This is a genomic window from Oceanospirillum linum, from assembly GCF_001995095.2.
Classification (GTDB): Bacteria; Pseudomonadota; Gammaproteobacteria; order Pseudomonadales; family Halomonadaceae; genus Oceanospirillum; species Oceanospirillum linum.
The window spans coordinates 178,411-190,660 of sequence record NZ_MTSD02000001.1; the positions used below are offsets into that span (position 1 = coordinate 178,411).

The window sequence follows — 12,250 nt, forward strand, 5'->3', positions numbered from 1 at the left end:
ATGACGCTCTTATGCTTATCCCGTCGCACCACCCTGCTGCGCACGCTCTTTTGCCTGATGACCATGATGTTTGCCTTACCAACCCAAGCCTGGTGGTTGCCAGGAGGAGACAATAATGAGGATCGCGGCTATCAGGCCGAGTTTCCATTTAATGAACACTATCAGTTTGAGTGCGGTGCGTGCCATATCGCTTACCCGCCTCAGGTTTTACCCAAAGCCAGCTGGCAACATCTGTTTGCCAATCTGAACGATCATTTTGGCGAAGTCGCAACACCGGATCAGCATCAGAAAGAAATACTCAGCTATCTGCAAGACTATGCCAGTAACAGCCCCCATGCCGGTAAATTTAAAGACTTCACCAAGCGCCTGCAGACACCAGCTCCGGTTCGCATCACCGAGCTTAGTTTCTGGCGACTGAAGCATGATAAGGTACTGAACCATAAAACTCGGTTTATCACCAACAATCCGGATGTCGGCAGTAGCAGCCGCTGTAACGCCTGCCATAAAGATGCCGAGAAAGGATTGTTCCAGAAACATACTGTCAGCATTCCGAACATAGAAAAGCGTGCGTATAAATAGCGAATGCCCATAGATAGAATAAAGCGATAACCAAAGACTGATTAATTACTCTGTAACGGGGTCTATTGTAATCTTCCCTATGCATCCCCACTCACTCAACGAGTATAAAGCCTAGCTTTACAGAATACAGAATAACGGCAACACACAAAACTGACCGATTAGCGGAGAAATTATGCGTTTACTACACACTATGCTGCGGGTTGGCGACCTGCAAAAGTCCATCGAGTTTTATACCCAAGTGATGGGCATGGAGCTACTGCGTCAGTCTGAAAACGAAGAGTACAAGTACACCCTGGCGTTTCTGGGCTACGGCGATGAATCCGACACGACTGTTATCGAACTGACATACAACTGGGGCACCAGTGAGTACGATATGGGCAGCGGCTTTGGCCATCTTGCTATTGAAGTTGATGATGTTTACAGCGCCTGCGATAAGATCCGTGCAGCAGGCGGCACCATCACCCGCGAACCAGGACCGGTGAAAGGTGGCAATACCGAAATCGCTTTTGTGCGTGACCCTGATGGTTACGCTATAGAGCTGATCGCCAGTAAGTTTGCTGGCAAAGGACTTGGCCAGGACTGATTTAACCTCTCTGGCCGGATATAGTAGCCATCATGGCCGGATACAGCAGCCATCGGCATTGAGTCGATGGCTATTCCCCTTATCAGCAACCTCTGACCTGCAAAACCCCAGTCCCGTGCGTCTCCCCATCCTATGCCATTGCGGCAGCTTCTTTCTTGAGCTATTTTCAAACAAGTGTTTAAATAGTTTCAGCTCTGCACCGAGCCTGAAGATAACATATCGCTTCTGACCCGCACCGGAAAGCAGCGCCTAACAGACAAGCAACACGTAACAAGAAAACAATAACGAGGGATTTATGTCTGATACCACACGGATTGCCTTTGAGCGCTCAGGCCATATCGCCATTGTGCGCCTTAACCGCCCGGAAAAAATGAATGCCCTGGATATGCAAACTTTCAATGAAATTCTGCAGATTCAGCAGGAGATCGCATCAGACCCAAAAATACGCGCTGTTGTACTGACCGCAACAGGCGATAACTTCTGTGCCGGGCTTGATATTCAGGGCGTGATGACAGACCCCAATGCTGTGGAAACCCTCCTCAGCCAGCCGGAAGATTACCAACTGGCAAGCGCCAAAGCACTGGGTAACTATGTCCAACAGGTCGTCGTTGGCTGGCAGCAGCTTAAAGTGCCGGTTATTGCCGCACTAAATGGCTATGTCTTTGGTGGTGGTCTGCAGATCGCCTTAGGGGCCGACTTCCGTATTGCACACCCGGAAAGTCAGCTCTCAGTTATGGAAATTCGCTGGGGAATCATCCCGGATATGGGCATTTCAGTTGTCGCGCCCTCTGTTATCGCCCGGGATCAGCTGAAATTAATGGCGATGACCGGCGACCGTGTTTCCGGGGAGAAAGCGCTGCAATTAGGCCTGGTTACTGAAACTGAAGATAACCCTGAAGAAAAAGCCCGGGAATTAGCGAACACACTGAGCCTGAGAAACCCTCAAGCGGTTCAAGGTATAAAGCACCTGTTTAACACCGATAATCTGAGCCCGTCTGAAAGCCTGGCACTGGAAGAAAAACTGCAACGCGGAATTTTATTTAGTCCCAATCAGATAGAAGCCGTTCAAGCCAACCTTCAGAAGAGAGACCCTGAGTTCAAATAACTCAGAGCTGCTCCTCTGACAGGTTATTGGCAAAGGCCACAGGCCTGAGCAGATGAAAACAGATCCACACCAGCGGATAGATGCTAATCAGTGTCGTGAGAATATCGGCCAGGGTGTGGTAATCCAGCTCTATCATCAGCATGCCATAACCTACACCACTGATAAGAGCTGCTATCAGAGCGGCTCCCTGTCGCAATCTGGCTCGCCAGCAAAAAGCGGGCTCAGATACTTTCCCGTCGGGTAAAAACATCAAAACCAGCAACATCTGATAAAAAGGGATCAGGATAGCGCTATGGGTGCTGAAATCCAGCCCCCAGCTTTTCCAGAAGCCAAAATAAGTGTCCAGTGCACTGAAGATAAACACCAACAGCAGACTCACTGGCAGAAAAACAGCCCCTGCCCGCATAAAACCCGACCGGTATAACATCCAAAACACGCCTGCAGCCAATAATGGTGTATAAATATCTGCCAGGATATCCCCCATATAAACCTCCTTTTATCGGGTCTGGAAAGTATAAATCGTAAAATAGCATCATTGGCATTACGTATCTTGACAAAATTTCACTATGTAAAACTTTATCTACAAATCAATATGTTAGAACAGCTTTACCCGCTATGCCTTTACCGTTAGTCTAGCCACGGTAAAACCAGCCTGACGATAAAACTGCCTGCTATTACTCAGGCAGCTGAAATCTGATTTTGTTCTGACGGGGGAATTTGGAGTTCCTGATATGGATCCATTAGCACAACATATTCATGAGCGGGCCAGACAACTGACCCGAGACTTACTGGAACCTCACACAGAGGTTTTTAAAGGTGCAGCCGAACTGACGGCCAGCGGCTCCCAGGCACTGGGTATTGTAAATTCAGAGTTGACCCGACTGGCCCTGAACTGCCCTCAGACCGAAGAGAAAAAAGCCATTATCGAAGGCTTCTCCCGGGCTTTAGCTCAGCTGGAGTGGAATGCAGAAGATGCTGCAGATCTGGTTCGCAACCTGGAAAAAGAGCTGAAGCTGCATCCGGTTCAATCCTCCCCATAAGCACCCCGGCACATCTGGTATTTCAGACTGGGCCAACATAAAGGCTCAGAGCTCTGAGCCATTCACTCTAAAGATCACAAAGCTCACGCATCGCTTCATGGGTGCTAAGATAGACTTGGCCCGGCTGCAGACGATGCAGAAAGTCAGTCTGACGCAGCTGATCCATAACCGGCCCTTTCACATCCGATAGATGCAGGGTGATACCCGACTCCCGCAGATTATCGACCATCATCTCCAGTGTTTCTAAGGCACTGGCATCTATAAAGCTAATTCCATTGCAGATCAATACCAGATGCTGCAGCTGAGGTTGCTCAGAAATAATCGCCATTACCTCATCTTCGATATAGCGGGTATTGGCAAAATAAAGATTCTCATCGATCCTTAAACCTAAGCAACAGGGGTTTGTTTTCACCTCAAAACGCTTAACATTGCGAAAGTGTTCACTATCCCCCACACGCCCAACCACAGCGATATGCGGTTTGCTTGTTCGCTGCAACAGTAAAGCCACCGACAGCAACATACCGGCCAACAACCCAGCCTCAACACCGGCGATTAACACCACGGCAAATGTTATCGCTAAAGTCAGTGCATCAGCCCGGTTAAAGTTCCAGGTATTTTTGATACCCGAAAGATCGATCAGCGGCAGAACCGCCATAATCACGATGACCCCCAATACCGCCTTTGGCAAATAATAAAACCAGGGCGTGAAGTAAAGCACCGTCAATGCAAGGCCCGAGGCTGTTATCACTGATGCCACCGTAGTCTGGGCACCGGACGCATCATTTACCATAGAGCGGCCAAAACCACCTGCCACCGGATAAGCGCCACCGAAAGCAGCACCAATATTGGCAAAGCCTAAAGCCACCAGTTCCTTGTCCGGTCTGATGCGCTCCCGGCGCTTACTGGCCAGAGCAGTACCAACGGAGACACTCTCCAGAAACCCGACCAGGGCGATCAATAGCGCCGCAGGTAAAAGCCCCAGCCACCAATCCATTTCAAAGGGCAGTAAAGATAAAGCAGGCAGGCCAGCAGGAATATCGCCAACAATTTTAACGCCCTGCTGGTTATTCAGGTCAAAGCCCACCACCAGCCCAACACCGGCTAAAATAGCAAACATGGGCCCCGCCTTAGCGACAGACCCTGCAAGCAGGGCTGATGCCCCCCACTTTTGCAGCACAGGCCCCAGATACTTTTTGCTATACCACATAATAAAACCCGCAATCAGAGCGATCCCGAGGGTTGCTGGGTTAAAGTCAGGCAGGTTAACGGTCAGATTATTCAGGGTTTCGTAAAAGTGGTGACCGCGGGGGAAATCCAGCCCAAAAACATATTTCAGCTGACTAAAGGCGATCATCATTGCCGCCGCCGCCGTGAAGCCGGTAATCACCGAATGACTGAGAAAATTAACGAGAGAACCTAAACGCAGAATAAACATCAGCAGTAGCACAAGGCCGACTAAAAGCGCCAATACCATAGCTGTGACCATGTAGAGTTCTGTTCCAGGCTCTGCATGCTGTGAAACGGCCTCTCCCACCATCAGCGAAGCAATGGCTACCGGCCCCACCGCAAGGCTGCGACTACTGCCCAAAAGCGCATAAACAAACAGAGGAATAATTCCCGCATACAGCCCCATTTGCGGAGGCAATCCTGCCAGGAATGCGTAAGCCATCCCTTGAGGCACCAGCATAATCGCTACAATAACACCCGCAAGAACATCATTAACCAGGGTGTCACGTCGATAATCGGCCAACCAACCAAGAATAGGGAATACTCTCTGAGCCCGGGTTGGCATTTTTTTGCGTACCTGCACCGGTCTTTGTGAAGGGGATGCCATAGTCAGACGCCTTATTTTTAAAACTTTTTGGAATATTGTTATCATAAATGATTATATGCTAATATTCCATAAAATCGAGTCATCAGCCATCGACAACCCGAAGCCAAATAAAAAATGACAAGCGGTTGTTGGAGCTGTGTCTTAAATAAGCAATACGGCAGAACTGAAGAAAATGGTAACAGCTCGTGAGTCAACCCGCATGCGCTGGCTGCTGAAAGGAGATCTATGATGAATCCGACAATCAAAGCTTTCTTCCATGAAGCAACCTCAACCTTTACTTATGTGGTACACGATGGAAAGAACTCTCAGTGCGCGGTTATCGACCCGGTACTGGATTTTGATTATAAATCCGGTAGCACCAGCACAGAGTCTGTTGAGGCAGTGATCCGGTGGATCACAGAGCATAAGCTAACACCCCAATGGATTCTGGAAACCCACGCCCACGCAGACCACATCAGCGGGGCCAAGCATATCCAGGCTAAGCTGGGTGGCAAAATCGCCATCGGCGAGCACATCACCCTGGTTCAGGGCGTCTTCAAAAAAGTCTTCAACTACGGTGATGAGTTTGTCACCGACGGTCATCACTTTGATGATCTGATGGTTGCAGGCAGTCAGTTTAAGATCGGTGACCTGGAGGCTAAAGTACTGCACACTCCCGGCCACACACCCGCCTGTATCACCTACGATATTGCCGGTAAACTCTTTGTTGGCGATACTCTGTTTATGCCGGATGTTGGCACAGCGCGCTGTGACTTTCCCGGCGGCGATGCTGAAACCCTATATGACTCCATTCATACCCTATTGAATTATCCGGACGATACTGAGCTGTATATGTGCCACGACTATCCTCCGAAAGGCCGTGAGATCCGCCATATGTGTACCGTTGTGGAACAGAAAGAGCACAATATTCATGTGGGCAAAGAAGCCAGTAAGGCAGATTTCGTTAAAATGCGCTCAACCCGCGATGCAACCCTGGAGATGCCAAACCTGATTCTGCCGTCTATTCAGATTAACATCCGTGCCGGTGAACTGCCCGATGCGGAAAACAACGGCGTATCTTATCTGAAACTGCCTCTTAACCAGTTTAAGTAATTTATCTGAAAGAATGGCCATATCCAGCTATAACGCCCCATTTCTGTTAGCTTAAGCTCCGGTTGTCAGCTAAAGAAGAAATAAGGGCATAAAAAAACCGCCGCTATCTTTCTGATAGCGGCGGTTTTTTTTGTGTCAGACAAGGCCGAAGCAGTCCGACACCAGGCTCAGACAGCTTACAGCTGACTGCGGCCTTTCTGTGCAGCGATACGCATACGCAGTGCATTCAGCTTGATAAAGCCTTCCGCATCTTTCTGATCATAAGCGCCAGCATCGTCTTCAAACGTTACAATGTTGTCATCATACAGACTGTCTTCAGACTGACGGCCCACAACGATCACGTTACCTTTGTAGAGTTTCACCCGAACCACACCGTTTACGAATTCCTGAGACTCATCGATCATGGTCTGCAGCATCTTACGTTCTGCACTCCACCAGTAACCGTTGTAGATCAGCTCAGCGTATTTCGGCATGATGCTATCTTTCAGGTGTGCTGCTTCACGATCCAGAGTGATGGATTCGATCGCACGGTGCGCCTTCAGGATCACAGTGCCCCCCGGAGTTTCGTAGCAACCACGGGCCTTCATACCTACATAGCGGTTCTCAACGATATCAACACGGCCAATACCGTTATCACCGGCCACCTTGTTCAGGTAGGTCAGTACGGTTGCCGGGCTCATCTCGTCACCATTAATGGCAACGATGTCACCTTTCTTGAACTGCAGATCCAGATACGTTGCTTCATCAGGAGCACGCTCAGGGCTCACAGACCAGCGCCACATATCTTCTTCCGGCTCTGCCATTGGATCTTCCAGAATGCCACCCTCGTAAGAGATATGCAGTAGGTTAGCATCCATAGAGTAAGGCGACTTCTTCTTACCGGAGGAGAAATCAACCGGGATATTACGGTCTTCACAGTATTTCATCAGGGTATCACGGGAGGTCAGATCCCACTCACGCCAAGGGGCAATCACTTTAACACCTGGCTTCAGAGCGTAAGCGCCCATTTCAAAACGTACCTGATCGTTACCTTTGCCGGTTGCACCATGGGCAATCGCATCAGCACCGGTTTCATTAGCGATCTCAACCAGACGCTTGGCGATCAGAGGACGGGCGATGGACGTACCCAGCAGGTATTCACCTTCATAGATGGTATTCGCACGGAACATCGGGAATACGAAATCACGTACGTACTCTTCACGCACATCTTCGATGTAGATCTCTTTCACGCCCAGAGCTTCTGCTTTGGCTCGTGCCGGTTCTACTTCTTCACCCTGACCCAGGTCAGCAGTAAAGGTCACTACTTCGGCGTTATATTCGTCCTGTAACCAGCGCACGATTACAGAAGTATCCAGGCCACCAGAATAGGCCAGTACTACTTTTTTTATGTCTGACATTGGATGCTCCACGCTGACTAAAATGGCCAGAGACCTCTCTGACCCTAAAATATTCTTGGAGATTAATCCGGAAAACAACGATAAACGGCTATCTCATGGATAGCCGTTCAGGGGGATCATCTGCCTGAAGGAAATTCTTGCGCAACATTATATACGACTTACAGGAAAGTTACGATTTGAGAAAAAAAGACACCCAAAACATGCACAGGAAGGGTCTGATTTCCACAAGTCAGTGGCTCTACTGAAGCTCACCGTTAAACTCACCGGTATATTCCGGGCGGGCATTCGGATCACCCGGCGCCAGACCTTCACGCTCAAGACGGATCGTAACACGACGGTTTTTGGCCCGGTTTGCTTTGGTCGTGTTTGGCACAATCGGATAACGCTCACCATGATAACGGGCGGTGACCATGGTTTCATCAAGCCCTACGTTAAGCAGGTAATTCAGTACCGTATCCGTACGCTGCTTGGATAGTTTCCGGTTATCACGCCGGGAACCGTAACTGTCAGAGTGACCATCCAGGAAGACATACTTAACGGATGGATCAGCCTTAATATACCGCACAATAAGGCTCAGCATCTCTTTATCATCTGCAGTGATATCAAAGCCACCGCCGGGAAAGTTGATTGCTGAGCGGGCAATCTGATCAAAATTCACCGGCAACAGCTCACCCCGGCAGGCGATATAATCAAAGTATGCCGGTTTAAAGTTCAGGGCACTCAGATGGCCACGAACAGGAGCATAACGGGTATCTTTTGGCGTCTGCATAAAGGTTGGATTCATCCCCCGGTTAAGGGACTCTATCATCAGGTGGGCCTGTGGCGAATCGATGCGAACACCGTCTTCACCCTCCCCGACAGTCACTGATCCCAAATCAAGAGGCGCTTCTCCTGCCTTCCAATCGGGTGCCAGCGCCATCAGGTCTGCACGACCTTTACGCAGAGGCTGCCCCAATGGCTCCAGAAAAAACTTAAGATCTTCACCGGAACGATGGGTAAATCGGGCGGTTCCCATTTCAGGAATCGGGTGAGTCAACTCACAATACAAAGGAGAAGGCTCCGTCGCATACCACTCACTGTCACCGATGCCGGCACCAAATTCTGCCGCCATAATAACAGATGGCAGTAAAAGACCCGACGCGATAGCCAACCAGTGTATTCCCCGTGACGTTTTTGCCAATGACCGAGTAAGCGGCATCAGTTGCAATCTCCTTGATTTTTAAGAACTCTCATTTTGCCCTCATCGGCCTGCAAACTCAAAACTTTAGCCTATATCTGACGGTATGAATCAGTTACCATTTGTTCAATTGTAACTTTTGACCAAATTTGACTAGGGAGCAAAGGGTCTTGGATTCTTTCACATCTGACGCAGAGCATTTTGGCGACAAACATCCTATGGCCTACCGCTTCCGGGGCTTTCTACCTGTCGTGGTTGATGTTGAAACTGCAGGTTTCAATGCCAAAACCGATGCCCTGCTGGAGATCGCAGCCGTTACATTAATGATGGATGAAGACGGCTACCTGCACCCCTACAACACCTACTCCTGCCATGTTGAGCCTTTTGAAGGGGCTAATATTGAACAGGCGGCACTGGATTTCACCAAGATTGACCTTGAGAATCCAATTCGCAAAAGCATGGCAAAAAGCGAGCAACAGGCGCTTGGAGATATCTTCAAGCCTGTTCGCAAGGCGTTGAAAGAGTTTGATTGCACCCGGGCCGTTCTGGTGGGGCATAACGCCAGCTTTGACCAGGGATTCGTCAATGCGGCTGTCGAGCGCAGCGGTATTAAACGTAACCCTTTCCATCCATTCTCCAGCTTCGATACAGCCTCGCTGTCCGGTCTGGCTTATGGTCAGACGGTTTTGGCGAAAGCCTGTAAAGTTGCCGGAATCAACTTTGATAACAGTCAGGCTCATTCTGCACGCTATGATACAGAAAAAACCGCAGAGCTTTTTTGCTCTATTGTAAACCGGTGGAAAGAGCTGGGTGGCTGGGAACTTGCCGCTGAAGAGCAGCACCGCCTGAGAGACTAAAACATTCAGTTTCCCATACATAAAAAGCCCTGATAGTCATGCTATCAGGGCTTTGTTATTGATGAGCTTTGAACAGATCAAAGCCCATCCGCGGTGACTTCCAAAAGAAAGTTACAGCTTGTCAGCTTCACCGGTCAGGTAAGAAGCAACGCCTTCAGGGGATGCCGTCATACCTTTGTCACCTTTGTTCCAGCCGGCCGGGCAAACTTCGCCGTGCTCTTCATGGAACTGCAGCGCGTCAACCAAACGGATCAGCTCATCCATATTACGACCCAGCGGCAGATCATTAACGATCTGAGAGCGCACGTTACCTTCCTGATCGATCAGGAACGCACCACGGAATGCAACACCACCTTCTGCTTCAACATCATACGCCTGGCAGATTTCATGTTTAACGTCAGCTACCATGGTGTATTTAACCGGACCGATACCGCCATCATTGATAGCAGTATTACGCCATGCATTGTGCGTAAACTGAGAATCGATAGAAACAGCAACCACTTCAACACCACGGGCTTTGAACTCATCCATGCGGTGATCCAGTGCGATCAGCTCTGATGGGCAAACAAAAGTAAAATCCAGTGGGTAAAAGAAAACCAGACCAAATTTACCTTTCAGTGCTTCCGTCAGATTGTAGTTATCAACGATTTCACCATTGCCCAGTACCGCAGCAGCAGTAAAGTCAGGAGCTTTTTTTCCAACCAATACGCCCATTTTAATTCTCCAATGTTGGGTTATTTAATGACAAAGTCTAACCATAAAAAAATTCTGACACCATACAGTGTCAGAATCAAAAAACGTTGCCCAATCTAAAGTATAGGCAAAAGCCCGGCATTCAAGTGCCGGTCTCTGCCTATGGCAAAAATACGATCAGGAAGCAGCGGCCTCAGAAACCAGCGTCTTCAGTTCGCCGGACTGATACATCTCAATAATGATGTCGCAGCCACCAACCAGCTCACCGTTCACCCACAACTGAGGAAAGGTCGGCCAATTAGCAAATTTAGGCAGTTCTGCACGGATATCCGGGTTATCCAAAATATTAACAAACGCGAATTTTTCTTCACAAGCCATCAGGGCCTGAACCGCCTGGGATGAAAAACCACACTGCGGCATCTGAGGGTTACCCTTCATGTAAAGCAGAATAGGGTTGTTAGAAATCTGATCTTTAATGGTATCTAGCGTGCTACTCATGTGCGTTCCTTTAATACAGGGAAAAGCATTTACGGTATTAACCGACTAATACAGTCAATTTTACAGTGCTTCATCTAAAAATGCAGCCTCAACAGGCGATATTCAAGTCCCAGGTACTTTATTTTTGAACACAATCGTTTTTTTAAAATGCGACTTTATTGACAGCGACAAAGTTTGCCTTTAGCTTTACTCCCTTGGTCACCTTACCGGCAGCAATTCGCTGCCGTTTTCTGTTTTGGGGCTGCTGTTTTTAGATTCTGGCGGCAGACAAGCCACCAGAGCACGGAATACCGCTTGCGCGTAACAATGAAGATGATAAGCATCGGGCGGCCAGCACTGGCTTCAGACCAATGCCTCCGACCTGCAGGCATATAAACTAAAACTGATTATCAGGCTGTCACTCTGCAAAAAGACAGCCGTGAACTCTTATTGGAATTCGTGAAAATGGCAAGACACTTTTTAACCCTGCTGGATCTGTCTCCGGAAGAACTCAATTATGTTATTGAGCGGGCGATCATCATCAAAAAAGGCCTTAAGGCCGGTGAAATCTACGAGCCGCTTAAAAATAAAGTCCTGGGTATGATTTTCGAAAAATCGTCCACCCGTACCCGAGTCTCTTTCGAAGCCGGTATGACCCAGTTCGGTGGCAGTGCCATTTTTCTGTCACCACGGGATACACAGCTCGGTCGTGGCGAACCGGTCGAAGACAGTGCCCGAGTGCTATCTGAGATGGTTGATGCCGTCATGATCCGCACCTTTGATCACGCTGTGGTTGAACGCTTTGCGGAGTATTCCAGTGTACCTGTCATTAACGCACTGACGGATGACTACCACCCATGCCAGTTGCTTGCAGATGTTCAGACCTATGTAGAAAAGCGCGGCAGCATTCAGGGCAAAACAGTGACCTGGGTTGGCGATGGCAACAATATGTGTAACTCCTATATCAATGCCGCCCGCCAGTTCGACTTCCAGTTGAATATTGCCTGCCCGGAAGGCTTCGAGCCCCTGCCTGAGCTATTAGCAGCGAATGAAGAGCGCATTCAGATCTTCCGCAAGCCCGAAGATGCCGTCGCTAATTCACACCTGGTTGTAACGGACGTCTGGGCCTCCATGGGCCAGGAAGACGAACAAAAAGCCCGTGAAAAAGCTTTTGAAGGCTATCAGGTTACCACTGAGATGATGGATCTGGCCGACAACGACGCGCTCTTTATGCATTGCTTGCCTGCTCACCGCGGAGAAGAGGTCAGCGCGGAGCTGATGGATGACCCCCGCGCCGTGATCTGGCAGGAAGCAGGAAACCGACTTCATGCACAGAAAGCCTTGCTAGAATTCCTGATTCTGGGCAAAATTGAGAATAACTCTTAATTAGCTTTTTTTGCACGGTAGATTAAAAGC

The 12,250-nt window shown here is 49.1% G+C and carries 13 protein-coding genes; 7 read left to right on the plus strand and 6 right to left on the minus strand.

Features of this window, described 5'->3' with window-relative positions; all coding sequences use genetic code 11:
- The 3 genes from BTA35_RS00870 (at window position 1) to BTA35_RS00880 (ending at window position 2,267) form a co-directional block, all read left to right on the plus strand.
- Window positions 1-579: a hypothetical protein gene (locus BTA35_RS00870; RefSeq protein ID WP_077242547.1), complete on the plus strand. Its 579-nt coding sequence runs from the start codon at window positions 1-3 to the stop codon at window positions 577-579.
- Between the two features lie 172 nt (window positions 580-751).
- Complete coding sequence (gloA, locus tag BTA35_RS00875) at window positions 752-1,162, plus strand: lactoylglutathione lyase (protein WP_077242548.1); 411 nt, start codon at window positions 752-754, stop codon at window positions 1,160-1,162.
- Between the two features lie 295 nt (window positions 1,163-1,457).
- The gene (locus tag BTA35_RS00880; RefSeq protein ID WP_077242549.1) at window positions 1,458-2,267 is read left to right on the plus strand and encodes a crotonase/enoyl-CoA hydratase family protein; all 810 of its coding nucleotides are present in this window, start codon (window positions 1,458-1,460) and stop codon (window positions 2,265-2,267) included.
- A 1-nt stretch (window position 2,268) separates the two neighbouring features.
- On the opposite strand, the gene BTA35_RS00885 is transcribed toward BTA35_RS00880, so the two are convergent.
- A complete protein-coding gene (locus tag BTA35_RS00885; RefSeq protein WP_077242550.1) occupies window positions 2,269-2,751 on the minus strand; it encodes a hypothetical protein in 483 nt (160 codons plus the stop codon).
- A 247-nt stretch (window positions 2,752-2,998) separates the two neighbouring features.
- Here BTA35_RS00885 and BTA35_RS00890 point away from each other — a divergent pair, with 247 nt between their 5' ends.
- On the plus strand, window positions 2,999-3,307 hold the full coding sequence (locus BTA35_RS00890) for a hypothetical protein (RefSeq protein ID WP_077242551.1): 309 nt from the start codon (window positions 2,999-3,001) through the stop codon (window positions 3,305-3,307).
- A 67-nt stretch (window positions 3,308-3,374) separates the two neighbouring features.
- Here BTA35_RS00890 and BTA35_RS00895 read toward each other — a convergent pair whose 3' ends face one another.
- Window positions 3,375-5,141: a SulP family inorganic anion transporter gene (locus tag BTA35_RS00895; RefSeq protein ID WP_238377455.1), complete on the minus strand. Its 1,767-nt coding sequence runs from the start codon at window positions 5,139-5,141 to the stop codon at window positions 3,375-3,377.
- Between the two features lie 225 nt (window positions 5,142-5,366).
- Here BTA35_RS00895 and BTA35_RS00900 point away from each other — a divergent pair, with 225 nt between their 5' ends.
- A complete protein-coding gene (locus tag BTA35_RS00900) occupies window positions 5,367-6,233 on the plus strand; it encodes an MBL fold metallo-hydrolase (RefSeq protein ID WP_202931144.1) in 867 nt (288 codons plus the stop codon).
- A 176-nt stretch (window positions 6,234-6,409) separates the two neighbouring features.
- On the opposite strand, the gene BTA35_RS00905 is transcribed toward BTA35_RS00900, so the two are convergent.
- Together BTA35_RS00905 and BTA35_RS00910 are read right to left on the minus strand one after the other, a co-directional pair.
- Window positions 6,410-7,630, minus strand: a complete 1,221-nt coding sequence (locus BTA35_RS00905) for an argininosuccinate synthase (RefSeq protein ID WP_077242553.1) — start codon at window positions 7,628-7,630, stop codon at window positions 6,410-6,412.
- Between the two features lie 238 nt (window positions 7,631-7,868).
- Window positions 7,869-8,828 carry a flagellar protein MotY gene (locus BTA35_RS00910; protein ID WP_077242554.1) on the minus strand — a complete coding sequence of 320 codons (960 nt, stop codon included), beginning with the start codon at window positions 8,826-8,828 and terminating at the stop codon, window positions 7,869-7,871.
- A 197-nt stretch (window positions 8,829-9,025) separates the two neighbouring features.
- On the opposite strand from BTA35_RS00910, the gene rnt reads away from it, so the two are divergent.
- Window positions 9,026-9,664, plus strand: coding sequence for a ribonuclease T (gene rnt, locus BTA35_RS00915; protein WP_077243334.1), 639 nt, complete (start codon window positions 9,026-9,028; stop codon window positions 9,662-9,664).
- Between the two features lie 111 nt (window positions 9,665-9,775).
- On the opposite strand, the gene BTA35_RS00920 is transcribed toward rnt, so the two are convergent.
- Window positions 9,776-10,378 carry a peroxiredoxin gene (locus BTA35_RS00920; protein ID WP_077242555.1) on the minus strand — a complete coding sequence of 201 codons (603 nt, stop codon included), beginning with the start codon at window positions 10,376-10,378 and terminating at the stop codon, window positions 9,776-9,778.
- A gap of 156 nt (window positions 10,379-10,534) precedes the next feature.
- Window positions 10,535-10,855 (minus strand): Grx4 family monothiol glutaredoxin, encoded by a 321-nt coding sequence (gene grxD, locus BTA35_RS00925; RefSeq protein ID WP_077242556.1) that lies wholly within the window; start codon window positions 10,853-10,855, stop codon window positions 10,535-10,537.
- A 444-nt stretch (window positions 10,856-11,299) separates the two neighbouring features.
- On the opposite strand from grxD, the gene argF reads away from it, so the two are divergent.
- Window positions 11,300-12,220 carry an ornithine carbamoyltransferase gene (argF, locus tag BTA35_RS00930; protein ID WP_077242557.1) on the plus strand — a complete coding sequence of 307 codons (921 nt, stop codon included), beginning with the start codon at window positions 11,300-11,302 and terminating at the stop codon, window positions 12,218-12,220.
- The last annotated feature ends 30 nt before the right edge of the window (window positions 12,221-12,250 follow it).